The organism is Paenibacillus sp. V4I9 (assembly GCF_030817295.1).
Classification (GTDB): domain Bacteria; phylum Bacillota; class Bacilli; order Paenibacillales; family NBRC-103111; genus Paenibacillus_E.
The window spans coordinates 6,449,815-6,475,476 of sequence record NZ_JAUSZE010000001.1 but is presented as its reverse complement, the minus strand read 5'-3'; the positions used below and the strand labels follow the sequence as shown (position 1 = coordinate 6,475,476).

The 25,662-nt window shown below is 45.6% G+C and carries 23 protein-coding genes; 12 read left to right on the top strand and 11 right to left on the bottom strand.

Annotated elements, in window-relative coordinates:
* The first annotated feature begins 115 nt into the window (after positions 1 to 115).
* Positions 116 to 574, top strand: a complete 459-nt coding sequence (locus QFZ81_RS29875; protein WP_307605670.1) for a hypothetical protein — start codon at positions 116 to 118, stop codon at positions 572 to 574.
* A gap of 69 nt (positions 575 to 643) precedes the next feature.
* Here the strand turns inward: QFZ81_RS29875 and QFZ81_RS29870 are convergent, their stop codons facing one another.
* Positions 644 to 1,330 (bottom strand): response regulator transcription factor, encoded by a 687-nt coding sequence (locus QFZ81_RS29870; RefSeq protein ID WP_307438648.1) that lies wholly within the window; start codon positions 1,328 to 1,330, stop codon positions 644 to 646.
* 144 nt (positions 1,331 to 1,474) lie between these two features.
* Entirely contained in the window at positions 1,475 to 2,674 is a 1,200-nt protein-coding gene (locus QFZ81_RS29865) for a sensor histidine kinase (protein WP_307605669.1), read from the bottom strand.
* A gap of 199 nt (positions 2,675 to 2,873) precedes the next feature.
* Between QFZ81_RS29865 and QFZ81_RS29860 the strand changes: the two genes are divergently transcribed.
* Together QFZ81_RS29860 and QFZ81_RS29855 are read left to right on the top strand one after the other, a co-directional pair.
* Positions 2,874 to 3,809, top strand: a complete 936-nt coding sequence (locus QFZ81_RS29860; protein ID WP_307438651.1) for an ABC transporter ATP-binding protein — start codon at positions 2,874 to 2,876, stop codon at positions 3,807 to 3,809.
* A complete protein-coding gene (locus QFZ81_RS29855; protein WP_307438653.1) occupies positions 3,793 to 4,737 on the top strand; it encodes an ABC transporter permease subunit in 945 nt (314 codons plus the stop codon). Before QFZ81_RS29860 ends, QFZ81_RS29855 begins: the two co-directional genes overlap by 17 nt.
* Before the next feature lie 78 nt (positions 4,738 to 4,815).
* On the opposite strand, the gene QFZ81_RS29850 is transcribed toward QFZ81_RS29855, so the two are convergent.
* The 3 genes from QFZ81_RS29850 to QFZ81_RS29840 form a co-directional block, all read right to left on the bottom strand.
* Complete coding sequence (locus QFZ81_RS29850) at positions 4,816 to 5,550, bottom strand: HAD family hydrolase (protein ID WP_307438655.1); 735 nt, start codon at positions 5,548 to 5,550, stop codon at positions 4,816 to 4,818.
* 80 nt (positions 5,551 to 5,630) lie between these two features.
* Entirely contained in the window at positions 5,631 to 6,083 is a 453-nt protein-coding gene (locus QFZ81_RS29845; RefSeq protein WP_307438657.1) for a bactofilin family protein, read from the bottom strand.
* Positions 6,084 to 6,088: 5 nt separating this feature from the next.
* Complete coding sequence (locus QFZ81_RS29840) at positions 6,089 to 7,120, bottom strand: peptidoglycan DD-metalloendopeptidase family protein (RefSeq protein ID WP_307438659.1); 1,032 nt, start codon at positions 7,118 to 7,120, stop codon at positions 6,089 to 6,091.
* 199 nt (positions 7,121 to 7,319) lie between these two features.
* On the opposite strand from QFZ81_RS29840, the gene QFZ81_RS29835 reads away from it, so the two are divergent.
* Positions 7,320 to 8,411: a ParM/StbA family protein gene (locus QFZ81_RS29835; protein WP_307605668.1), complete on the top strand. Its 1,092-nt coding sequence runs from the start codon at positions 7,320 to 7,322 to the stop codon at positions 8,409 to 8,411.
* 60 nt (positions 8,412 to 8,471) lie between these two features.
* On the opposite strand, the gene QFZ81_RS29830 is transcribed toward QFZ81_RS29835, so the two are convergent.
* The 4 genes from QFZ81_RS29830 to QFZ81_RS29815 all read right to left on the bottom strand — a co-directional run bounded on the left by QFZ81_RS29830 (position 8,472) and on the right by QFZ81_RS29815 (position 12,977).
* Complete coding sequence (locus tag QFZ81_RS29830) at positions 8,472 to 9,842, bottom strand: GerAB/ArcD/ProY family transporter (protein WP_307438662.1); 1,371 nt, start codon at positions 9,840 to 9,842, stop codon at positions 8,472 to 8,474.
* A 66-nt stretch (positions 9,843 to 9,908) separates the two neighbouring features.
* Positions 9,909 to 10,139 (bottom strand): hypothetical protein, encoded by a 231-nt coding sequence (locus QFZ81_RS29825; protein WP_307438664.1) that lies wholly within the window; start codon positions 10,137 to 10,139, stop codon positions 9,909 to 9,911.
* Positions 10,140 to 10,141: 2 nt separating this feature from the next.
* The gene (locus QFZ81_RS29820; RefSeq protein WP_307438666.1) at positions 10,142 to 11,314 is read right to left on the bottom strand and encodes a Ger(x)C family spore germination protein; all 1,173 of its coding nucleotides are present in this window, start codon (positions 11,312 to 11,314) and stop codon (positions 10,142 to 10,144) included.
* A complete protein-coding gene (locus tag QFZ81_RS29815; protein WP_307438668.1) occupies positions 11,301 to 12,977 on the bottom strand; it encodes a spore germination protein in 1,677 nt (558 codons plus the stop codon). The genes QFZ81_RS29820 and QFZ81_RS29815 overlap by 14 nt, the downstream gene beginning before the upstream one ends.
* 266 nt (positions 12,978 to 13,243) lie before the next feature.
* On the opposite strand from QFZ81_RS29815, the gene cls reads away from it, so the two are divergent.
* Positions 13,244 to 14,671: a cardiolipin synthase gene (cls, locus tag QFZ81_RS29810; RefSeq protein ID WP_307438670.1), complete on the top strand. Its 1,428-nt coding sequence runs from the start codon at positions 13,244 to 13,246 to the stop codon at positions 14,669 to 14,671.
* A gap of 28 nt (positions 14,672 to 14,699) precedes the next feature.
* On the opposite strand, the gene ligD is transcribed toward cls, so the two are convergent.
* A complete protein-coding gene (gene ligD, locus QFZ81_RS29805; RefSeq protein ID WP_307438672.1) occupies positions 14,700 to 15,593 on the bottom strand; it encodes a non-homologous end-joining DNA ligase in 894 nt (297 codons plus the stop codon).
* Positions 15,594 to 16,902: 1,309 nt separating this feature from the next.
* Here ligD and QFZ81_RS29800 point away from each other — a divergent pair.
* The 6 genes from QFZ81_RS29800 (at position 16,903) to mnmH (ending at position 23,322) form a co-directional block, all read left to right on the top strand.
* Positions 16,903 to 18,585 carry a hypothetical protein gene (locus QFZ81_RS29800; RefSeq protein ID WP_307605667.1) on the top strand — a complete coding sequence of 561 codons (1,683 nt, stop codon included), beginning with the start codon at positions 16,903 to 16,905 and terminating at the stop codon, positions 18,583 to 18,585.
* Between the two features lie 157 nt (positions 18,586 to 18,742).
* Positions 18,743 to 19,309, top strand: a complete 567-nt coding sequence (locus QFZ81_RS29795) for a sigma-70 family RNA polymerase sigma factor (protein WP_307438676.1) — start codon at positions 18,743 to 18,745, stop codon at positions 19,307 to 19,309.
* 4 nt (positions 19,310 to 19,313) lie between these two features.
* Positions 19,314 to 20,039: an anti-sigma factor gene (locus QFZ81_RS29790; RefSeq protein WP_307438678.1), complete on the top strand. Its 726-nt coding sequence runs from the start codon at positions 19,314 to 19,316 to the stop codon at positions 20,037 to 20,039.
* 82 nt (positions 20,040 to 20,121) lie between these two features.
* Positions 20,122 to 21,090 (top strand): ring-cleaving dioxygenase, encoded by a 969-nt coding sequence (locus tag QFZ81_RS29785; RefSeq protein WP_307438680.1) that lies wholly within the window; start codon positions 20,122 to 20,124, stop codon positions 21,088 to 21,090.
* A gap of 135 nt (positions 21,091 to 21,225) precedes the next feature.
* Entirely contained in the window at positions 21,226 to 22,275 is a 1,050-nt protein-coding gene (gene selD / locus QFZ81_RS29780) for a selenide, water dikinase SelD (protein ID WP_307605666.1), read from the top strand.
* 15 nt (positions 22,276 to 22,290) lie between these two features.
* On the top strand, positions 22,291 to 23,322 hold the full coding sequence (gene mnmH / locus QFZ81_RS29775) for a tRNA 2-selenouridine(34) synthase MnmH (protein WP_307605665.1): 1,032 nt from the start codon (positions 22,291 to 22,293) through the stop codon (positions 23,320 to 23,322).
* A 41-nt stretch (positions 23,323 to 23,363) separates the two neighbouring features.
* Here mnmH and QFZ81_RS29770 read toward each other — a convergent pair whose 3' ends face one another.
* Positions 23,364 to 24,257, bottom strand: a complete 894-nt coding sequence (locus QFZ81_RS29770) for a LysR family transcriptional regulator (RefSeq protein WP_307605664.1) — start codon at positions 24,255 to 24,257, stop codon at positions 23,364 to 23,366.
* Between the two features lie 126 nt (positions 24,258 to 24,383).
* Between QFZ81_RS29770 and QFZ81_RS29765 the strand changes: the two genes are divergently transcribed.
* Positions 24,384 to 25,661, top strand: coding sequence for an adenylosuccinate synthase (locus QFZ81_RS29765; protein WP_307605663.1), 1,278 nt, complete (start codon positions 24,384 to 24,386; stop codon positions 25,659 to 25,661).
* The last annotated feature ends 1 nt before the right edge of the window (position 25,662 follow it).

Below are 25,662 nucleotides of genomic sequence, written 5' to 3'. Positions count from 1 at the left end.
CGCCTAACCCACAGAATCAAAAGGTGAACAATTCATACACATCATGTACAATAGAAGGAGCAGGTAAGCGCGCGATGCTGCGGAAGCCTAGTATGTACGGATTGGAGGGGAGCACATGAAGAAAGAGGATCTCATTACGCCGGCGGAACTGCATGCACTGCTAGCAGAGAATGGAGAGGACCTTCAGGAGTTTGAAATGGACAAACCCATCGGTACACAGCATCTTCATTCTCTGCAAAAAGCAGTTGTGCTCCTCTCCCAGCAGGTAGCTGATCTTCAAACACAGCTTCATGCGCATTTTGAACTCCAGAACAAACAGCAAGAACAACTGCTGCGACAATTTAAATATCAAATTGAACATAAGCTCCATGAGCAGTTGACGAATGGGATCGTGGTACTGCAGCAGCCGACGGACATGGATGCCGAAGTTTTGCATAAGGAATCCCAACAGTTTACGCTCTATTCAGATGAACTGCCTGAACGGGTTAATGAGGAGCCGACATATTCCAGGGTGAAAAGCTACAGAAAGATTCGGAAACGAAAAAAGTCGTTACTGGAGAAGCTTTTCGGATAGTTGAAAAGGACAAAAGACCGCATCTTCCTAGCCGAAGAGCGGTCTTTCCGTTTTAGTGCAGCTGGAAATCTATAGCATCCCTTCCTCATGAGCCTTCTTGGATGCTTGCACGCGGTCTCGGACGTCCATTTTCGAGTATATGCTGGAAATATAGTTCTTCACGGTGCCTTCGGACAAGAACAGCTTTTCGGCAATTTCTCTGTTATTGAGGCCATCGGCGATACAGTGCAGTACTTGCACTTCGCGCTCACTGAGTCCATAAGTATCGGCCCGAACCTGCTCTTCCACAGCTTTGACTCCGGCACCCTGCGATGTGTGATCTGAAGCGCCTCTTGCTTCCTTGACGAGCATTCTGGCGATATCTTGCGGGATGAGTGTGCCGCCTTGATGCACCCATTTGATGCCGGCCGCCAGATCCTTCGGATGAATGGCTTTGAGCAAATAGCCTTCAGCTCCCGCTCCTAGGGCATCAACGACATAGCTGATTTCCTGGAAGGTAGTCAGGATGATGACACGAATCTGAGGCCATGCGGCCTTGATTTGGCGGGTCGCTTCAACGCCGTCCATGACAGGCATATGAATGTCCATGAGTACAACGTCAGGCTGCTGTTCTTCGCACTGCTTTAGAGCAATGTGACCATTCTCAGCCAAGCCGACGACATGAATATCCGGATCCATATCAAGTACGATGTGTAAGCTTTCTCTTATTAAATCCTGATCATCGACCAGGAGAAGTTTAAGCGGGGTCGTGTTCATGCTGGGTCCTCCTTAGAGTTTTTCGCCAGAAAAACTGGCATCGTAAGCGCTACTTGAGTTTTTCGCCAGAAAAAACTGGCATCGTAAGCGCTGCTTATGTTTGTATCCACATTGTACCATTCGGTGCTTCCAACGGGAAAGGATTTAGAAAGTCGGCGAGCGTTTGGCAGGAATGGAACAATGGACGATAGTACCCTGACCTAATGTGGAGCTTACCTGCAGCGTACCCTGCAAAGCAAATATGCGTTCCTGCATGGCGTTGATACCAAAGCCAACTTTCAACTGCTCCGTACCGATGCCATCGTCCTCAATGCGAATGTCGACTAAACCGTCGGAGTAAGTTAGTGTAACTTCAACGGTGGAAGCCCTGCCATGCCGTTTGGCATTGGTTAGCGATTCCTGCAGACAGCGAATGAGCGAAAGTTTGGTTTGTTTTGGAATTTCGAATTCCTCACCTACGGTCTTGAATCGGATTTGGGTCCCGGTATGAAGGGCAAATTCGTTGGCCAGTCTCGTCAATTGTTGGGAGAGCAGCATATCGCCTTCGGGAACCATCTGATGAATGCTACGGCGTACTTCTTCGAGTCCATTGCGGGTTACACTACGCAGGACGTCCAGCTTTTCTTTGGCTTTGTCTGGTGCAGTTTCGATCAGGTAGGACACAGCGTCCATCCCCATGATGACGGAAGTAAACGTATGACCCACTGTATCGTGTAATTCACGTGCCATCCGATTGCGCTCCTCAAGCAGCGTAAGCTGTTCGATCTGGTTGGCGTACTGCTCTAATGCGTTATTTTGCTCATGGATTAAATGATACTGACGTTGGTTCTCGGCTAATAGCTTTTCGGTCTTCTCATTCGAAGTCACAACCCGTTGTAAGCTAAGGCCAATGGCAAAGAACAGCACAGCATTTAAGATAATGCTAAATAATTGGCCAACCCCCATCCCGCTGTGTAGGATGAAAAAATACTCAACAGGCACAGCGACCATAAATATGGGAGCGGTCCACCAAGCATTTTTTCGATCGGTGAGGAATCCAATGACCATTAATGGGCAATTAATAGTAAGGTACGCATCCTGCTGCATCCATGAAAGATAGATTTGTAGAGGAATACCTGTCAGCAGCACAGCAATCGGATAGAAAGTTGAGTTGATGTAGTCCGGTCTCCAGAATAGAAATGGAACGCCATAGGACAGGAGGATGGCCAATATCGTTTTAATTGTGGTAGTTAGTTCATGCTCATGCATATGCAGAAGCGCATAAAGTAGGCCAAGCAGCGAAGAACCGGTCAAGACGATAAACAGGGACCACTCTACACCATGCCAAGGTCTTCTTTGAATCATAAAAGGACTCCTTCACACAAGATCTTATATGATCATTGTACATAAAATTAGGAAAAAGCCATAGTGAGCACAGTCATATAGGTTAGGTGATGATTTGTGACCTTTCTCTATGACTATTCTTTGGGAGATTACTAGGCAAAGCGGTTAAGGTAGGGTAGCATTGGGTTATATTGGTTAAAAGTTAGGGGGAGTGTTAAGGATGACGGCAACAACAGATGCCATTATGCCGATAGTAAAAATCGATCAAATTACAAAACGAATCGGTTCTAAGACGATTATTGATAAATTAAGCTTTGAGGTGCCGCGGGGCGAGGTGTTTGGGTTTCTGGGTCCGAACGGAGCGGGAAAAACGACAACCATTCGGATGATGGTCGGACTCATGTCGATCACGGAAGGGGATATACGGATTAGCGGGTATTCGATTCGCACCCATTTTGAGCAAGCGATTCGTCATGTTGGCGCCATTGTGGAAAATCCGGAAATGTACAAGTTTCTGAGTGGTTATCATAATCTGGTCCATTACGCGAGAATGTTCCCGGGCATTGAGGAAGACCGGATTCATGAGGTCATTGATCTTGTTGGTATGGAAAATAGAATCCATGATAAGGTCAAAACGTACTCCCTCGGTATGCGCCAAAGGCTTGGAATTGCTCAAGCTTTGCTGCATAAGCCTTCAGTACTCATCCTGGACGAGCCTACCAATGGGCTGGATCCAGCAGGTATTCGCGAGCTGCGTGATCATTTACGGAAGCTTACCCGGGAGGATGGGATATCGGTCATCGTGTCCAGTCACTTACTATCGGAGATGGAGTTAATGTGCGACCGTGTCGCCATTATTCAGAACGGGAAGCTGGTGGACGTCAGACTGATTAAAGAATTTGTTCAAGCGGATGGCAAGCAGCAGGTGGCTTTTGAGGTGGCGTCGATGAATCAAGCTTTGACATTAGCAGCAGAACACGGAGCAACAGTGGAAGTAGCTGGGAATGACCTTATCATGAATCTCGATAAGCAAGAAACCGCTGCGTGGAACAAAAGATTCGTAGAGGCAGGGATTGCGGTCTACGGCATCCGAGCGGCAATCAAATCCCTGGAAGATCAATTTTTAGAAATGACGGGAAGTGATCCGATTGCTTAATCTCATTCGAAATGAACAGATGAAAATTTATCGTAGGCTGCGAACTTGGATTCTAAGTGGATTATTGATTGCCATTGTCGTATTAGCTGCACTGTTCTCACATTCGGGCTATAGTGCAAATGAAGAATGGAAGACAAGAGCGGCGGAATCGATTGAGCACAATCAGAAAGAGCTGGAAAATCCGGATGTGCCGGCCAAATTTAAACAGCAGATGAGGGAGGACATAGCGCTCCAGCAGTACATGTTGGATCATAATTACCCTCCGACAGATAACACCTTATGGGGTGGCACCTTAAGCGCGGCAGGATTAATCATCATGGTTACGTTATTTACCGTGATTATTGCCGGAGATATGGTCGCTGGTGAGTTTACATGGGGGACGATTAAGCTGCTGCTCATTCGTCCTGCCAGCCGAGCGAAGATTCTCTTGTCTAAGTATCTAACAACGCTTCTATTTGCAGCTACTCTGCTGATTGTGATGTTTATTACTTCTCTGATTGTGAACGGGTTCCTCTACGGATTTCAGAATCTAAGCCTTCCACACCTGACTGTAAATGCAGCAGGACAAGTTCAGGAAGGGAATATGCTGGTGTATGTGTTTGCAACTTATGGACTAAAGCTGATCGAACTCGTCATGATCGTGACGATGGCCTTTATGATCTCGACCGTATTTCGGAGTTCTTCACTAGCCATTGGCCTTAGCATTTTCATCATGTTCGCGGGGCAAATTATTACGCTATTGCTGATGAGATACAGCTGGGGAAAGTATTTCTTATTCGCCAACACGGATCTCACTCCCTACTTAGAGGGGCAGCCGCTGGCAGAAGGGATGACGCTTGGTTTCTCTATCACCGTTCTGCTCTTCTACTTCTTATTGTTTAATGTGCTCTCTTGGGAAATATTCCGCAGACGCGATGTAGCCGCCTGATTATCGGGTGGAATAGAGACTAACGGATACCAAAAAGGACGACTCCTAGGTTATGAAACCTTTGGAATCGTCCCTTTCTCATTTTTGAATATACCCGTGGATGGTATCAGGAACTTCCTGCAAGGAGTTCAACTGATAGAACGCCCCTTTGGGGGTGATGTCGATGGTTCCTTTGTTGTACTCCCAGTCCTGCTGTACAGGAATGTGAATCGAGTGAATACCCGCATGCAGCGCAGGCAGTACATCTGTTTTGATCGAGTTGCCGATCATCCATGTGTGGTTGCGATCAAAACGCTGTTCATTCATGATCGTTTCCATGTATTCTCTCGTCTTATGCACCGTAACAAAGATGCGATCATCAAAGTAGGTGTCTAAACTCAAATCCTTCACTTTTTTCATTTGGATGGATGCATCGCCACCTGTGTATAAGAACAGTCGGTGTCCGGCTTTCTGGAGATGATCGAGTGTTTCGTTCATTTGCGGATAAGGCTCTGCCGTGTATTCATAGACAGTGTGGCCTAATTGCATCAGCCATGATTCTTCTTTTACATTAGTTGGACGGTTATACTGTGCGGCAAACCATTGGTACGTCTCAACAAATGATTTGGGAAAACGATCCGGCATAAAGCCATGAATGTGGATGCCAGCAAGATCGATTTGGAGCTGCTTCTTTTTGATATCCTGTGCGCTAAGTCCGTGCCCAGAATACCAAGTGAGCATAAGATCGATAAACTGGTCAATCACGAAGTCAAAATATTTATTACAATGCACTAACGTATCATCAAGATCAAAAAGTATCGTCTGTTCTCTCATAGGCCCTGTCTCCTGCATCAGTTAGAAATGAATTTCCAACTATTATAACATGCGCCTAGCCCCAAACCTAGGCGAGACTATTACATAGCCACCGTATTCCCCTTAAATGCCCCATTTGCGGATGAGGCAGGTTTATTCCCGTTCTCTTGCTCACCGTTTTGGAGAGGAGCAGTTGTTGATGTTTTCGAGTCCATTTTACTGTTTCCTTGGAATAGTCCACCTTCTTCAATGATAAAGGAAGCCGCGCTGATATTGCCTTGAAGGGAACCTGTAGAAGTAATTGTCAGCTTGCCCTTGGTTATGATGTTACCCTGCACACTTCCTGCCAGTACAACGTCTCTTGCAGAAATATTGGATTTTACTACGCCATTTTCTCCTATAATAACATCCCCTGCGCATTCGATATCACCTGTAATGCCGCCTTCAATGCGAATGCTTGCTTCTGATTTGATGCGGCCTTCAAAGGTTGTACCTTCTCCAATCAAAGTATCTGTTGTATTCGGATTCATGAAGTCTTTCTTTTTCTTAAACATGGTGATTATTCATCCTTTCGAATCGCTTTGAGATAAGGTTTGGGATCGATGCTTTCCCCATTTTTGAGTACTTCATAGTGCAGATGAGGTCCAGTACTGCGTCCCGTGGAGCCGACTAGGCCTATAGAACTACCTTTTTCTACGGTATCTCCCTTGTTCACTAAAATTTTATTTAAATGCATGTACCAAGTGCGCAATCCCTTTGAATGCTCGATGACGATATTGTTGCCATGGAACATATCCTTCCCCGTACTGACGACTTTGCCGTCTGCGGTTGCATAGACAGGATCATTCTCACGGGCACCGAAATCAATGCCGGAATGAAAGCTTGGACGATGCGTAAAAGGGTCCGTACGGTAGCCGAACGTTGAGGTGACGACCTTGGTGGTAGTCGGCCACAAGGTTGGGGTAATGCGAAGCAATTGCTGCTTATCGGCAACCTTTTGCTTCGTTACGGTTAAGCTGGATTGCAGCTCTTTCACTTCGCTGTTAAGAACCGTGAAGGAAGCTAACGTCTGCTCACCAAGCTTTATAATGTCTTCCTGAGAAGCTGGATTAGGACTTCCGCCAATGCCGCTGTCGAGGGCAGGGAGCTTTCCATCTGCTTCCGCAGGTTTATCCTGTTTGCTGGATGACGTGCTGGCAACAGCTGTGCCGGTTGTGTTTGCGTCGATCCCGGCAATCGATTTGAGATCACTTTCGAATTTCTTCATCTCTTCGACTTGTGTTTTCATTTGTTCGGCTTGCTGAGACAGTTGAATAACTTCATTCTGTAATTGTTCGATGGCCTTGTCTTTGGAATTTAATGCAGCACTCCATTGCTGGTTAGCCCCTGTTAGCTTAGTTTGTAAAGCGCTAGCCTTTTTTAAGGTATTTGCATGCATCACATAAGTGATTATAGAAATTAGCAGTAGCACGGAGAGGCATGCTGCAGCGATATAAGCGAATAAATGGGGAATACGAAACCTGACGACCGATTGGTTGGCATCTGGAATGATGACTAGCGTCAGTTTTTTGGGTTTCCAGTTGAGCTTCATAAAGCTTAATTGTCTCCTGTCGTGGTTGAATTTGGTAAAGTTCATATTCCTGTACTTCATTCGTCATATTTTGATAAAAACCTTCCTAATACCTACTAGTCCTAGATAAAATGAGTCGAAAGTAGGAAGGAATCTTGTCGGATATAATCGAATGTACTTAAGAAATACAGGAAGTTGTAGATATGGAGTGTAGCCGCTAATGATAAAGCTTGCAGGTATCGATATAGGGAACGATAGTATTAAACTGGTGCTGGATGGTTCTAGAGAACCGTTAGTGATCCCGAATATCATTGCACCGGGATACGAAAGACATATTTTGCAGGAAGAGGATTCACCATTGAAAGCGCTGGATGTGATGATTTACAGCCCATCCCTTTCACAAAGAAATCAACGCTATTTCGTCGGACAACTTGCTTTGGAACACGAAGATAACCTAGAGCTTGAAGATACGGATAATAAGGCGATATCGGATCAATCCCTTATTGTTGCGCTTACTGCGCTAGCTTATCAAGGTCTCACCAACCAAGCCTTTAATGCTGGGTACGGAAATTCAGACGAAGTCGAATATACGCTCGGAACCGGTTTGCCTGTTCGTGCGTTTGCCAAGTTCAATCAGCAATTCGAGCAGAGGCTAATTGGTGAGCATGAAGTGACGTTTCTATCCACTCCACAATTCCAAAACCGCAAGATTAAAGTATCGGTGCGCAAGGTTGCAGTCTCCATTGAAGGTGCGGCAGCAATGTTCCATTTGGCAACGCACGACAGCTTGCAAGTCAAGGATGAAGAAATTTACAACGGCTGCATCGGTGTTTGCGAGATCGGTGCGCTGACAACGGACTTCCCTGTTATCAAACGGATGGCCATTGACAATCACTTCAGCCATGGCGAGCAAATTGGCATCGCTACTTATCTGGATGCCGTCATTCGCGATGTCGAAGATGCCTACGGCTACGTGTTTCCAAGCCGCGCGAAGCTAGTTCAGCGAGTGAAGAATCGTGAGTTTACGATTCAACTCCTTGGCGAAGGACAGGTTGATATTCGGCCGATCGTGGATCAGCATTTCCGCCGCGCGGCTTTGCGCATGATCGAGATGATCAAAAAGCGCTGGCGCAAATATCCCGATATTCAATGCTTCTATGTGATTGGTGGAGGCGCAACAGCCCTGAAACCTTATATCCAAGAAGCCGCAGGGTCGTTAAAATTACGATTCGCGAATGAAAGCGAATATCTAAATATGTATGGCTACTTGAAAGTGGCCAAAAGTAGGTTAAGCCAGTCAGTTCCTGATTAACCATGTAACGTGCCTGTTTATACGGGTGCGTTTTTTTTAATACATTTTTTTGCCGCTAAATCATCTACCTGCTTCTGATTGCTTCGAAAGGTTCACCTCCATATAAGTTGTCATGAGCGTAAGGAATAAACAACAAGCAAAACACATAGCGCAGGCCGTGCTCATGATGGGCTTATACTTGCCGAAGGCAAGTCCGATGGCAATGCAGACAGTGGAGAAGACAATCAGGATATTGCCCAGCCATAGCCATTGCTTGTAGGAGAATCGTACAGTGGTCTTGGTCATCTGCTCGGGAGGAGTTTTAGTAGAATTCCCACTGTCGCTGGGTGAAGCCACTGGATGAGATTGCTTCCGCTGCTTGATCTTCGCGGCAGCGAATAGGATACAGATGACGAAAGGCTGATATCCTAGGACGATGAGCGGCATGCTGAAATTCGCGAAGGCGAGCAGCTCCGTGATACTCTTGAACGATAGAATCGTCGTAAACGCCACCAAGAGGGCGACCTGTTTGTTAATGACGGGATAGTTGCGCTCCTTGATGATCGAGCTAATGCCTAAGAGAATCGCTAAATATATTGCGATCATTTTGCAAGCTAGAACGGGTAACCAGATAGTCAGGAGAACGATATCAAGCCGATCGAGAAAATCCGTCACATGAATCATTTGCACCAAATTGTAAGCGGGATATATGAAATTCGCAGACATTTTCGGTCCCAAAACGGTAAGTACCAAAAAAATGATAAGCGTGAACAGGCAAATACCGAGCATGGATCCGTGTCGGATCGCAGAACGGATTTGATTGGCGTTGTACATCGTGTGCAGAAAGGCGCCGAGAATGAAAATATCACCTGCACTTCCGATGGCAAGCAGGTTGCTGAAGGCCAATTGTTTGAACGGAATTGTGAGAACAGGCATAGCGAGCCGAAGATTGAATTCGTTCGATAGCAACAGCGGCATCGACAAAGTCGCGATGACGAAGAGAGGATAGAACATGTCGTTGACGCGAGCGACGATTTCAACGCTGCTTCTCCCAAAATAAATCAGATACAAACAGGGCACCAGAACTAAGATTTCGACGGGTGTGTTGTGCAGCAACAACGTGGAATTATATTTCGACGCGCAAGACATATCCTGTACGAGAATTTGCCAGAAGTGGAACAAAATTAAGAGATTGACGACAGTACCGCCCCAGCGCCCCAGCAAATGTATGGATATTTCGAAAATATTCCGCTTGGGAAACATCTTCACTAAATATCCGAAAAAGGCTGCAATCACAAATATATAGAAAACAGATAGGATATAGCTGAACCACGCATCCATCTCACTTACTCGAATCAGTACATTTTGCAACGTTAAGATGCCTCCGCTTGTGATGACAGAAGAGGTCAGCCACGCCAGCTGTCTCTGGTTGATCACTTGTTTTTTATCCATGAAAGACACCGCCTTTTCGATTGCTTCAAGGGCTGATCACTGAATGATTGATTTGTTGATTTGCGATCAAATACCCATTAAATGACTAAACCAAGGGGAGACCGTGTGGATAAAGAAGCGCGAAGGCATCGGAATGGGTACGTGTAAATATTTGGTCATGAAGAGTGCAAATGTGACAAAGGTAATTAGCCCATACGTCACCTTTACACTGCCTTTCTGCTGCTTAAGTACCTTGCGGTCTATCAAAAGACTGGCAATCATAATGAATAGAAAGCTCAGTATAAATATGCTGTTCATCGCTAGCTCCCATCCTTGATCACATTCTGATTGATAAGACCGGTTTCAGTGATGGAGGCTTCAACCTTGATGCGGAATTCAGCTTCTTTAAACACATCTCGCCACTGTTTTTTTAAACCATTGTTCCACGTATTAGGATGACTCCTCCAAACCATTAAACCCAATTGCGCTGAATCGGTCCCTTCCTTTTGCATTTGCTTAATGGCGGCTTGGACGCATTTCTTCACTTGCTCTGCGAATTTACGCTCCACCTTGTGGATGGCCTCCGGCTTGTTGAGATCTTGTTCGGATAAATCTTCACCAATGACCCCTTTAGCCTCTATCGTAGCTTGAAAGATAACCTTGTCTCCTTGCAACACAGGTTTGATAGCTGTATGTCCTTCCTTAACGAGAATGGAGATATCTTTGCCTGATTCCAATGGAAAAGTGAGTAGATGTTCTCTAACATGGTTTTTTAGCCACATGAGTCCATTCGCCTCCTGGTTCCTGTAAATGCCAACCATTCGGTCTCCTTTGAACTGACCATAGCCGATTAACTGAATTTCTTGAGAGGGCTGCTTGGTTCCTTGGGATTCCTTGGGCTCGAGGTAACTTAAAATAGGATCACTGTTAAAGCTAAGCGCAAGGCCAATTTCCTTCGTCGATGTCGCCATCGCACGGCGCGATTTGGTTATTTCGCGAATGACTTCGGAGGGAAAACGTTCAAACTTGGGCTCCGCATTCAGAAGGTCGTAGCCTCTGCCCTTCGTCACGACCAGAAAACAGGTCAGCCGGCTCTCCGGTGTGCGCGCCGCATCGTCAAACATGATCGCAATGCCTGCTTTGGCAAGCTTTTCGCCAATGACGATCGTGCGCCGATGTGATAGAAACAATCTGCGCGACATTCGCATCTGCAGCTTACTCGTTGCTTCGCGTATCGTCGTTCCGACCTCCGAATCTATATAGTAACTTTTGCCTCCGCTCGTACCGCCTCCACCCCCGCTGGCGCCACCCATGGAACCGGGGAGGGGTAACATATAGGTAACGCGATACTTGCCGTCGTCCTCCAGATCAACGGAAGAGGTGAGCACAAAGGCGATATCGTTGGTTTCTGTACGATCCCAACAGCCTGTCAGGAATGTCAGCATGAGGGTGATCATCATCCCAAACACAAAAAGACGCCTACGATGAGTCATCTGAGTTGCCCTCCTCACTCGCTTTATGCTCATGCTGAATTCTTCTTCCGGTTACGCCTCCGTCCTCCTCGATTTGCTGAGGCAGCTTGTGATCCATGCGCTGTGTGTCTTGAATCGCCATAAATGCAGGACGTTTCTCCATCGCCCACAAAGGAGAGCGAACCAGCGCATCCTGTAAGTCTCCAGCGGATAACGGTCCTAATGGGGATAAATATGGCACTCCGAAGGAACGTAAATTCGCCATATGTCCGAACAAAATCAGCAAGCAGAAGATGATTCCGTAGAAACCGAATACAGAGGCAACGATTAGAAAGGGAAAACGCAGCATCCGAATAGCGATAGCGCCGTTATAACGCGGGATGGTGAATGAAGCAATCCCTGTAATGGATACGACGATGACAATCGGTGCGGATACGATGCCGGCTTGGACAGCGGCTTGTCCAACAACGAGCGCACCCAAGATGGAGACAGCGGAGCCAACCGCTTTGGGCAATCGAATACCTGCTTCGCGTAAGGCTTCGAATGTAATTTCCATGATGAACGCCTCAACAACGGCAGGGAACGGAATCGCTTCGCGGGCGGCAGCAACACTTAACATCAGTGTTGTCGGTAGTAGTTCATGGTGGTACGTCGTTATAGCGACATACAGAGCAGGTGCCGTGAGCGACAGAAATAAGAAAATGTATCGCAGCAAGCGTAATAGTGTACCGATTTGGAATCGCTCATAATAATCCTCACTCGCTTGCATAACCTGTATGAACACGAACGGGACAATGAGTGCAAAGGGTGTGCCATCAACGAGGATGGCTACTCGTCCTTGCAGGAGAGCACTGGCGATGACGTCCGGACGCTCCGTATTTTGGATCTGTGGAAAGGGTGAATACGCATCATCTTGGATGAGTTCTTCAATTATGCCTGATTCCATAATGGCATCGATCTTAATGAGCTCGAGCCTCTTAACCACTTCCTCGACAAGGGATGGCATCGCCAAGTCGTCAAGATAACAGATGACGAGATTGGTATTGCTCTCTTTGCCAACACTCATGGATTTCATCTTGAGTCGAGGTGTCTTCAATTTGCGGCGGATCATTGAGGTGTTCGATCGGATACTCTCTACGAACCCTTCCTTTGGTCCGCGTACGACGGTTTCCGTCTCCGGCTCGCCAACGGAGCGCTTCTCTGTACCGCGAATACCAAGCAGAATGGCTTTCGCGTTGCCTTCTACGAGAAGAGCGGCATCCCCGCCGAGAACGGACACGAGCAGGTCTCCGTAATTATCGGAGATCTGTGTCTGAGACACGGGCAGTATCGTGCCCGCGATGCGGTCGATTGATGTTTCGCCGCCACCCAGGAGCATTAACGATTTCATCGTTTCGTTGAGCAGTTGGGTGTTGGTGAGTCCATCAACGAAGAGCAGCAATGCCGGAATGTGCGGCTCTATCTCGAATTCACGGACGACAACATCAGAGCAGTCCTGAAACATGGCTTTAATAAATTCATGATTTTCATGTAGAAGAAGAGATATTTTAGTTTGCTTAAGCTCTTCGATGAAGTGATAGTCTAACGAATCACTAAGCTCAGATTGCTCATTATTCTCACCCAGTCTATCTGATGGGCGTTTACGCAGGATACTTTTCATCAATTGTTTGGATGCTTTAACCATGCGTGGGGCCCTCCTGCTGCAATCTGGATGAAGATTATAGGAATGTGTTTCATATTTTTCTCGAAATGAAAGGATTTTATTACGAAAGTTGGAAAATTTTATTCGGTGGAGCCCGAACTGTAGGATGGGTATAGATGAGTAGCGCTTGGCAAAAGCTATCAGGACAAGAAATTGCGGGGAAATTTTCGCACCAAATTTGACCAACACGCTCGTTCTTAACGACGGCGTAAATCGTTTATCTTTTTTTGGCAGAGGAGATGGAGTTTTTGTTGTGGGTTATCATACTACTGCTGCTATTCATTTTTCAGACCGCAACGATTCTGATCGGCGAATACAAACGGCCAGCTAAAACGGTAGCCTGGCTGCTCGTTTTGTTTATTTTTCCAATCATCGGATTTATCATGTACTATTTCTTAGCCAAGGAATATACACAAAGGAAAATGGTTCGGCGCAGAGGACGTCGCAAAATGGATGAAATGAAACATCAATGGATGTATAAGGAATCGGCTGCGATTGCGAATAATGCGGAGAGTTATCAGCTGTTTGAAGAGTCGCGTCTTTGTGGACTGCTCCATAACATTCCGGGCTCACCCATTACTCAGAAGAATCGAGTTGAAGTGCTGACTAATGCGGAAGTCACTTACGAGGCTATGATAAAGGCGATTGAACAAGCGAGAAGTCATATACATTTTGAATTTTATACCATAAGACATGATGAAACCGGTGTGAGATTTCAAGAAGTTCTAATTCGTAAGGCGAAGGAGGGTGTCAAGGTCAGAGTTATTTATGACGGGGTGGGCAGCTATACGCTTTCAGCGGCTTACATAAATAAGTTTAAGCAAGCCGGGGTTGAAGTGCATCCTTTTTTGCGTCCGCTCATTGCATTCTTCGATAAACGAATGAACTACCGCAATCATCGGAAAATCATTGTCGTTGATGGATTGGTGGGGTTCGTTGGCGGTATTAATATTGCCGATGAGTACTTAGGGAAAGATCGAAAGCTTGGTTTCTGGCGGGATACCCATCTCATGCTGCACGGGGATTCAGTATATTATTTGCAGCAGACATTTATGACAGACTGGATGTTCGTTAGCAGGGAGCGATTGGCTGAAAAATCGTTATTTCCTGAGCATCATGAACCGCAAGCCTCGTTGGTCCAGGTTATTTCAAGCGGTCCAGATGCCCACTGGGATGCTATTCAGGAGATGTTCTTCGCAGGTATTATAGCAGCTAAGAAGCGAATTTACATGACAACGCCATATTTTATTCCGGATCCCAGTATCACTATGGCACTCAAAACAGCGGTAATCAGCGGCGTTGATGTCCGTATTATTCTCCCTTACAAATCAGATTCCCAAATCGTTCAGTACGCATCGCGATCCTATCTGCTTGAACTGATGCAGGCGGGAGTACAGTTCTATTTATATCGCAAAGGCTTCATGCACGCTAAGGTCATGATTATTGACCACTTGATGGCTACAGTAGGTACGGCGAATGTGGATATGCGCAGCTTTTTTAGCAACTTTGAATTGAATGCTGTGATGTTTAATAAGGATGAGATTGAGCGTTTAGAGGCTGACTTTTTAATGGATTTGAAGGATAGTGATGAGTTGAAATTAGCCCAATTTGAGATGAGGTCCCGCATGGAAAAGGGGAAGGAAGTCATTGCCCGATTATTATCTCCCTTGTTCTAATAGAGTAGTTCTGTTAGAGGCTACTAAATTATTTTAGACGCTCTATGATGGCGTTCAAATTTTGTGGAGGGACCTTCTCAATGAGGTCACCATATGTTCTCAAACGGTTCATTACCGTATGTAAGTTGAAATCACGAATGTTAGGACGCAGCTCAACCTCTTTCCATAATAGGGGGGTGGAAACAGAGGCGTCCTTTTTGGCGCGTGGTGTATAAGGAGCGGATAATGTTTTTCCATACCAGTGTTGTAGGTAGTCTACATAAATTCTATCGCCGCGATTTTTCTTGAACCTTTCGATGGTAAAAAGATTAGGATATTTTTTCACGACAAAGGCGCCTATAAAATGACCGATACGGCGAAGCTGTTCAAATGTGTAGCCATGCTGAATAGGGATGTAGATCTGAACACCTGTAGCCCCTGAGGTTTTGGGAACCGACTGAATATGCAGGGAATCCAACACTTCTCCAATGATGTGGGCAGCCTCCATAATACGCGGCTCTTCCTCTAGCGAAGGATCGATATCGATCACCCATTCTGCTGGCAGCGTCTCGCCAATTCGGTGGAAGGAAGGATGAAACTCCAAACAAGCCAAATTTCCCAGCCATATAAGGGTGGGTAACGAGTCTAGATTGATGTAATTAATGCCATCCAGCGGCGCCAGCTTCACGAAGCTAGGTACCGGATCGGGGGCATTTTTTTGATAAAAGGATTTTTCGTTATACCCATTAGGAAAACGAATGGTTGTTAAGTGGCGATTTCGGCAATAGCGCAGCAGGAAAGGAGACAACTCAGTTAATTTAGCGAGATAATCGGCCTTGGTAATGCCCGTTTCAGGCCATAAAAGCTTGTTCGGGTTCGTAATAGTCAGCTCATGCCCTTCCACGAGCAGCGTTCCTTTGGTTCCTTTGCTTGTGACCGCCATGTATAATTCGTCCCTCCTGATATGGATTTACATCCGATTATTCCCCGTGAGGAGGGATCTCAAACTGTCTCTGAGAAGTCCTTTTCGGACTTCTCAGAGACAGTTTGCTACTTTATGACGTTGAGAAGTCTATTTCGGCTCTCTCAGCATTCATTTGTCGGTAAACAAGCATCTTTCTGTCTCTGAGAAGTCTTTTTCGGACTTCTCAGCAACACTTTGCTACTTAATCGACGGTGAGAAGTCCATTTCGGCTCTCTCAGCATTCATTTGTCAGTTAACAAGCATCCTTCTGGCTCTGAGAAGTCCTTTTCGGACTTCTCAGCAACACTTTGCTACTTTATCGACGTTGAGAAGTCTATTTCGGCTCTTTCAGCATCATTTGTCGGTTAACAAGCATCCTTCTGGCTTCGAGAAGTCCTTTTCGGACTTCTCAGCAACACTTTGCTACTTTATCGACGGTGAGAAGTCCATTTCGGCTCTCTCAGCATTCATTTGTCAGTTAACAAGCATCCTTCTGGCTTCGAGAAGTCGTTTTCGAACTTCTCAGCAACACTTTGCTACTTTATCGACGGTGAGTAGTCCATTTCGGCTCTCTCAACATACATTTGTGGTTAACAAGCATCCTTCTGGCTTCGAGAAGTCGATTTCGGACTTCTCAGCAACACTTTGCTATCTTATCGACGTTGAGAAGTTCATTTCGGCTCTCTCAGCATTCATTTGTCAGTTAACAAGCATCCTTCTGGCTTCGAGAAGTCTTTTTCGGACTTCTCAGCAACACTTTGCTACTTTATCGACGTTGAGAAGTCTATTTCGGCTCTTTCAGCATCATTTGTCGGTTAACAAGCATCCTTCTGGCTTCGAGAAGTCCTTTTCGGACTTCTCAGCAACACTTTGCTACTTTATCGACGTTGAGAAGTCTATTTTGGCTCTCTCAGCATTCATTTGTGGTTAACAAGCATCATTCTGGCTTCGAGGAGTACTTTTCGGACTTCTCAGCAAAGGTGAGAGCTCGAAAACCGAGCTTTCGCTGAGCAGTGACTGACATGGACTCGGAAAACGTGCCTAAAAGTAGATAGAACCGTGGGAGGTTGTCATTTGAAGGTTGAGAAGTCGATTTACGAGCTTTCAGCTGAGGTGGAGGGTTTGGCGTAGGTGCAAAAGCTCGAAACCAAGCCTTCACAAGCAGCACTTCGCAGAAGCTAACGTATTCTTGCTTAAAAAAAATTGTCCACCTTATCACAAATGATAAAACCGCTTGCAGCTCCACGTCGTTACCTTAGATAGAAAATTTAAGGAGGAGTAATCGAGCATGGGTAATTTTAAAAAAGTATTCGTATCTTCCCTAGTGTTACTAGGTCTTATGGCGGGAGTGACAGCTCTATCAGCAGTCGCGGCTGAGCCTCTGAAGGTCAAATCCGAAACGGATATTGCAGGGGATATTGGTATCCTCCAAGGAGAGGGCAATGGGCTGACGGCTGAATACTTAAACAAGCCTACAACAAGGCTGCAAGCCGCGGTGATGTCCCTAAGATTAAAAGGATTGGAAGCCGAAGCGTTAGCTTTCACCGGAACGGCTAGCTTTATGGATGCTAGCGGCGTTTCCAAAGAGAACCAAGCGATTCTAGGTTATTTGAAAGCGCATCCTAATTTAGGCTGGCAGGGAACCGGCGATGATAAATTCGAACCGCTCGCAGGAATTACAGCGCAGCAGTATTATAAGGTTCTGTTGGAATCGCTAGGTTACATACAAGGTACGGATTTCGAGTACGCGAACGTATTTACCTTTGCCGGGAAAAATGGCTTATCGAAGATTGCTAATGTGAAGCAATTCAAAAACTTACATATCGCTACAGCAACCATCGAAGCTTTGAAGGTGCCAATCAAAGGAACTGCGAAAACACTAGGTGCCGATTTGACGGATAAAGGTAAAATCAGTGCGACTAAGCTCGAAGTGCTTGGGAACGCAGAACTTAGCTTGAAGCAAAGCGATACGTTGGGTAGTTATCTGACGGACTCCAAAGGCATGACGCTTTACTATTTTACCAAGGACGCAGCAGATGTTAATTCTTGTGTGGGTCAATGTTTGGTTAATTGGCCGATCTTTAACGGCAATAATTTCACGGTTCCTGCGGAATTTAGCGCAGCGGATTTCAAAGTTTTCGTGCGTGCTGACGGCAAAGAACAACTGACCTATAAGGGTTGGCCTTTATACTACTTCGTCAAGGATCAAAAAGCCGGAGATACCACTGGAGATAACGTTGGTAAGGTCTGGTTCGTTATTAAACCCTCGAACGGCGGCGTGGCGCTAGGCACCAAAACCGATCTAGGCAATTATTTGACAGATGCAAACGGCATGGCACTTTACTACTATGATAAAGATACGAAGGGTGTTAGCAATTGCTCCGGCAAATGCCTGGAGAAATGGCCATTATTCTACGCATCGAATATTGCACCTCCAACGGGAGTTAATTCAGCAGATTTTGGCACTCTCATTCGTGCAGATGGCAAGATGCAAACTACATACAAAGGTTTCCCTCTGTACTATTGGGTGGATGATAAGAAAATGGGAGACACATTAGGCCAGGATGTTGGTAAAGTCTGGTACATAATTGATCCTGCGAAATTCAGTGGCTCCAAGGCGGCGAATACATCTGTAAAAACAAGTAAATCCGACGCCCTTGGCACGTATTTGGTGGATCAGAACGGCATGGCTTTGTACTTGTTCACAAAAGATAAAGCGGACCCTAACTCCTGCGTTGGCCAATGTTTGGTTAACTGGCCGATCTTCTATGATGCGAACCTTACGGTTTCCTCAGATCTAACTAGCAGCGATTTCGGTACCCTTACTCGAAACGATGGCACGAAACAAAGCACGTATAAAGGCTGGCCGCTTTACTACTGGATCAAAGATCACAACCCTGGCGATACGACTGGGCAAAATGTAGGAAAGGTCTGGTTCGTCCTCGATCCAGCTCAAACCACAGCAAGATAACTTCCTAGTCGACCCTGTAGGTTTATTGCGCTCCAACATGCTGGCAGATTCAGCGACGTTGGGGCGCTATTTTTCTATAAAGCTATTGCCAAGAAGTCTAGCTGGCGATAAGGTAGAAAGATAATAAACTTCATTTCGACTCGGGGTGTACCGAATTATGCGAAATCGAACAGATGGTGAGCTCATGAAGCTGGTGATGGCTAAGCATCATCCTGCCTTAGAAGAGCTTTACGATCGCTATGCGAAGCTGGTGTATTCATTTGCGCTGAAATCCATGAAGGAAGAGCAAGCGGCCAGAGAAATTGTTCAGCTTGTTTTCACACGTCTTTGGACCACAGAAAAGGGCTTTGACGCAGGCAAAGGTGCATTCGTCAACTGGGTGATCACGGTTACCCGTAATATCACGATCGATTGCTTGCGCAAGAAGCGCAGACTCGATCAAGTGATCCAATTTGAGCCCAGAGAGTGGGAACATACGCTCATTTCGAGCGATCCTGATCCAGAATCGGTTATGTCACGTAAATGGATAGGAGAGCAAATTCAAGAGGCTTATGTGCACTTGTCGGATAGCCAAATTCAATTGATTGACATGATGTACTGGCAGGGCTATTCTTTAAGCGAAATTGCGACTCAAACGAATGAGCCGCTTGGTACGATAAAAAGCCGTTTGCACCAAGGGTTGAAAATACTTCGGAAGCATCTGACATCACTGAGGGAGGGATGACGTAATGAAAGAACAGGAGACTGTGGAATGCAGTTATCTTGTCAATTATTTGACAGGCGACTGCACAGAGTGGGAACGCGCTGCTTTCGAACGGCATCTGCGAACTTGTGTCACATGCCGGGAAGAATTAAGCGAGCTGCAGGAGGTCTGGCAGGCACTTCCTTTTGAGATGGAGGAAGTAGAAGTCCCCTCGGATTTGAAACAACAGGTTATGCAGTCTATTGTCCCGACACAACTGAAAGCAATCAAGAAAAAGAAGAAGAAACGTTCGTTCAAATGGGTGTATGGCGGAGCTGCTGCCATTATCTTAGGCCTCGTTGTAGGCGTATGGTGGAACAATCAACAACCAAAAAACTTTTCAGCCAACCCTTCTTTAAGTCAACCTGCGGAAATCGTGCATACGTTTCAATTGAAATCCGTTGAAAGTACAATGCCAACAGCCTCTGGCACAGCTTATGTGCTGCAAAATGGCGATATCCACAATGTGGTCATTAATTTGCAAGGTCTTAAGGAAACCAAAGGGGATTGGGCCTATCAGGTTTGGTATAACCGAAGCGGGAAGAGATACAATTGCGGGACGCTCCGTGTAGACGAGAAGGGCACTGGTGTGCTGACTTACAGCATCCCTGTGAAGGTGAAGGATTTCCAAATTGACTCCTTTGGCGTTACGTTAGAACCGGATCCGAATGGTTTGCAGCCGCGCGGGAAGAAGATACTGGGCACTTCGTAGCTCATACTACGAATAGGTTAAGGTTAAACTACTAGTTGTGTTTGATCAGAGGTCTGAGCATTTGTAGAGAGGACGGATAGATTTGAACGTAAAAGGTATTCATCATGTAACCGCGATGACAGGGGATGCAGCAGCGAATTTCCAGTTCTACACCGAGGTGCTTGGCATGCGGCTTGTTAAGAAAACAGTCAATCAAGATGATACAACGGCTTATCATTTATTTTATGGGGATGAAAAGGGGAGTCCGGGAACAGAGCTTACTTTCTTTGATTTTCCAGGAGTTGGGCCTAATGTATTAGGAGTAGGCAGTATTTCAGGTACATCCCTTCGTGTATCGAATGACGACGCGCTTTCGTATTGGGTAGAGCGATTCAAGGAACATGGTGTAAAGTACTCCCCTGTGGAGGACTTTGCGGGACGCAAAGTCATTTTTTTCGAGGATCCGGAAGGTCAGCAGCTAGCCATCATTTCCGATGAAAATAATACAGGTGTTAAGGGCGGGAAGCCATGGGAAAAAAGTCCGGTTCCTGTCTCATACGGTATTACCGGACTAGGCCCAGTGATGCTCACTGTACGGAAGCCGGAATCGACATTGGCAGCGCTTCGTTTACTAGGCTTCACGGAGAAAGAACGCGTTCCCGCGCTGACTAAAGGACAAGAAGATATCATTGTCATGCAAGTTGGTGAAGGTGGGTCAGGGGCAGAAGTCCAAGTCGAGCCGCGAAGCGATCTACCGGTTACAAGTCAAGGGAGCGGCGGCGTTCATCATGTTGCTTTCCGTATTGAAGACAAGGAAGAACTGCTGGCTTGGGTTGAAATCCTTAACAAAGCAGGATTACCTAACTCAGGTTTCGTAGAACGATTTTATTTCCGTTCCTTGTACTTCCGTGAGCCGAATGGTATTCTGTTTGAGCTAGCGACCGATGGTCCGGGATTTGCTACGGATGAACCCCTTGAGACGCTAGGCGAATCGCTTTCCCTTCCACCATTCTTAGAGAACCAACGTGCTTCCATTGAAGCAAACTTAAAGTCGCTGCATACGAAACGTTGATGTCCAAAAACGAACATCTCTGCTCTGTGATTCAGTTCACGGATTAGAGATGTTCGTTTTTATTTTATGATTTGAGTTAAATAGGTTATCATTGATACATATATAACATGAAGATGATGAAGGGATAGATGCCAAATGACGACTGGGGATAAAATCAAACTAACCTCTTACTCCACAAAAGGTGGATGCGGATGCAAAATCGGTCCGGGAGATCTTTCTCAAGTAATAAAATCTTTGCCGCCTACAGTTGCCAACCCCAATCTTCTCGTTGGGATAGATACTAGCGATGATGCAGGGGTATATAAATTAAGTGAAGAGCTTGCGCTCGTTCAAACCGTAGATTTCTTCACTCCGATCGTTGACGATCCCTATTCTTTCGGACAAGTAGCTGCGGCGAATGCCATCAGTGATATTTATGCGATGGGCGGTAAGCCATTAACGGCATTAAACATTGTCGCTTTTCCGATCAAAACGCTTCCCAAGCAAGTACTTGCCGATATTTTGCGCGGTGCTGGGGATAAAATGCTCGAGGCAGGAATTACACTAGTAGGTGGTCATTCCATCGATGACAACGAGCCGAAGTTTGGACTCGCTGTTACGGGATTGGTGCACCCAGGGAAAATTCGTACGAATGCAGGATCTAAGCCCGGAGATAAATTGATCTTAACGAAGCCGATTGGCGTGGGTATTCTGACGACCTCGATCAAAAAGGATCGATTGAATGAAGAAGAAATAGAGCGAGTCACGCAGGTGATGGCAACGCTGAATAAGACGGCGGCGGAAACGATGGAGCCTTATAACGTTCATGCCTGCACAGATGTGACGGGCTTTGGTTTAATGGGACATTCTCTGGAAATGGCCAAAGGCAGCGGCGTGGGTATTCGCATTACTGCGAAAGATGTACCTGTTCTGCCGCGAGTGCGAGAGCTTGCCAAAGAGGGCTTCGTTCCTGGGGGCACCAAAAACAACTTTGCTCATGTACAGGAATCGATCATATTTGCTGAATCATTGGATCAAATTAGCCAATGGATTTTATGCGACGCAGTCACCTCAGGGGGTCTCCTCATCTCTGTTGATGGAGAGCAAGCGGATGAATTGTATCGCAAACTGAAGGATGCAGGCGTAGAAGCGAGCATGATTGGCGAAATTACCGCAGAACATCCTGGACGCATTGTTGTACTTTAAAGGAGCGAAAATTCATTGTTTCAAGACATCACCATCGAAGAATTGCTAACCCTGCAAAATAAAAAAGAGATTGTTACGATCGATGTCCGTTCCTCATCTGAATTTGAAGATGGCACATTCCCCGGCAGCTTGAATATTCCCATATTTGAGGATGCAGAGCGTGCCGAGATAGGTACCTTATATAAGCAAGTGAGCATCCAAGCAGCTAAGGATAGAGGGCTGGAGATCGTTTCTGCGAAGCTGCCCGCTTTTGTGAAGTCTTTCGAGCAAATCAAGGAACCGAAGGCCGTTTTCTGCTGGCGCGGCGGGATGAGAAGTAAAACAACAGCAACCGTTTTGTCGCTGATGAACATTCGGGTTTACCGCTTGACTGGAGGTATTCGTGCCTATCGGAAGTGGGTTGTAAGTACACTAGAACAGCTTAGAGATTTTAAGCCTCCTGCACACGTTATTTTGGGAAATACGGGAACGGGAAAAACAGCTATTTTGCGCAGTCTTCTGGAAGAGGGCTATCCTGTCTTGGATTTTGAAGGGATGGCTGGTCACAGAGGCTCCATTTTTGGAGAAATTGGACTGAAATCGCATAACCAAAAAACGTTCGAATCATTACTGGTCGGACAACTATTGAAGCTTGAATCAGCGCCTTACGTTTTAATTGAGGGGGAAAGCAAGCGAATAGGCAAAGTCGTTCTTCCCGAGTTTATCGTTGAAAAAAAAGAAGCCGCCACGCAGATTTTTATCGAAATGCCCATCGAAGAACGTGTTCAGCATATTATCGAGGATTATAAACCTTTCGAAAATCAGCCGGATATTTTACATTCGTTTAAGCATATTAAAAATCGCATCCATACACCCATAGCCAAAGAAATTGAGACAAATCTTCAAGAACAGCATTATGAGAACGCCGTCAGGCTGCTTCTGATACATTACTACGACCCGCGCTATGAGCATGCGATGAAGCAATATGAACAAGACCGAGTCGTTATCAAGGCTGGAAATAGGAAAGAAGCTGTAGAGGCTGTGAAAAACTATTTGTCAAAGCTTTAGAATACGGCTATCGCGAAAAAAGAAGTGCTAACTGCAATCAGTTAGCACTTTTTTATTTGTTTTAAAGTATCATACACATGGGTGGCAGCAGCAGATAGGGGTGTGCTCTTTAATTTAATAAGACCCACTTTCCTCGCTGGGATAGGTGTTGTTAACTGAATTTCATACAACGTTTCATCCAAAAGTTCTTGAGTGACAAACTCTCTGATTCCGCAAGCTATACCGAAGCCATTTCTAGCAAATTCGATTAGTAAATCAACACTTCCAAGCTCGATCTCTGGCTTCATGGACAGAGCATGCCCTTCAGCAAAATGATCTAAGTAGGCACGAGTGCTGCTGCCTTTTTCAAGTAGGATAATCGGATACTCGAGCAATTTCTGAAGAGAAACGGGGTTTTCTGCAAAATGCTTATACGCTTCCCCTGTCAAGAAACAGTCATGAATGACTATGCTTTCTTGAATTGAGATACTAGGGTCCGAAATAGGGAGATTGACGATACCTAGGTCAATTTTCCCCTCTTTTAGCAGCGTAATCGTCTCAGTTGTTGTTCTGTTCGTTACTTGTATTTTTACTTTGGGGAACGATTCGTGAAACTGCTTAAGGTGCGGCAAAAGAAAATGTTTACAGAGCGTATCTCCAGCTCCAATTTTCACCTCTCCGTGAGTCAGTTGATGCATCTCCGTAATCTTTCTTTCACCATTAAGAATAAAATGATAAGCCTGCTCAATATAGGTGAAAAGCTCGCGCCCCTCCGTTGTTAATGTCACTCCTCGAGATGTGCGGAAAAATAATTGCCCACCCAGTTTAGCCTCCAATTGTTTAATCGAATGCGTAACAGCTGGTTGTGTAACAAATAGTTCATCAGCAGCCTTGGACAGACTTCCCGCTTTTGCCGTGATATAGAAGACCTGATATAGTTCCAAATTGTGAATCATAGTACGTTCATCTCCCTAATATCAATACAGTTAATATCTAATATTAGTAATATTAATTTTTTTAATATGAATATTAACATTATACTTAGCTGTAGGGAGTTATTTCAATGGGAGGGTGATCTTAAAATGACGATTACAGCTATTGTGGGAGCGAATTGGGGCGACGAAGGCAAAGGGAAATTAACAGATGTGCTTGCCGTTCATTCCCAGTTTGTAGTTAGGTACCAAGGAGGGAGCAATGCAGGGCATACGATTATTAACGACTATGGAAAATTTGCTCTGCATATGCTGCCTTCAGGAGTGTTCTATCCTGGAACCACGAACGTAATTGGACCAGGTGTTGCCTTAAATATGAGTAAGCTCCAAAGTGAATTTCAGGAATTAGTGAAGCGAGGCGTGCCTGAGCCTAAGATATATATTTCTGAACGTGCACAAGTCGTACTTCCTTATCACATTCTTTTCGATGAGTTGGAGGAGGAGCGATTAGGGGATAGGAAGTTTGGATCCACCAAGCAAGGGATTTCGCCATTCTATGCGGATAAATATGCGAAGCTTGGCATACAAGTGTCCGAATTATTTGATGAAAGTCATCTAAGACAAAAGTTAAATAGAGCATTAGAGTCCAAAAATATACTTCTCACTCATTTATATAAAAAGGCTCCATTGGATGTAGATCAGCTTGTGGATGAAGTGCAGAAGCAAGCGGCATTCATTCAGCCATTTGTGTGCAATACGACAACATTGCTGCAAGAAGCATTATCACAAGGGCAAACGGTATTAGTTGAAGGACAATTAGGAGCGTTAAGAGATCCTGACCATGGTATTTATCATTATACGACATCTTCATCCACATTGGCTGGATACGCTGCTGTTGGGGCAGGAGTTCCTCCATATGCTATTAAGAAAGTTGTCGCTGTTACGAAGGCTTATTCAAGCTGTGTCGGCGAAGGGCCATTTGTATCAGAAATTCACGCCGAGGCCGCTCATGAGTTACGCACGCGTGGCGGGGATGCGGGAGAATTCGGTGCAACAACCGGCAGGCCAAGGCGCGTAGGATGGTTCGATGTCGTTGCGACTAAGTATGGCTGTCAACTACAGGGTGCAACCGAGGTTGCCCTAACTAATCTAGATGTACTGGGCTATCTGGAGGAGATTCCAATATGTAACGCTTATCGTATTCAAAATGAGATTAGCATGGATTTCCCGCATACCTCACAATTACAGCAAGCAGAGCCAGTCTACGAAAAGCTGCCGGGTTGGAAGTGTGATATTTCACATATTCGTACCTTTAACGATCTCCCTATTGAAGCTCAAAATTATGTGCTTTACATTGAAAAAGTGATAGGTGTACCCGTACGTTGGGTCTCCATAGGGCCGAAACGCGAACAAATTATTGAGAGATAAC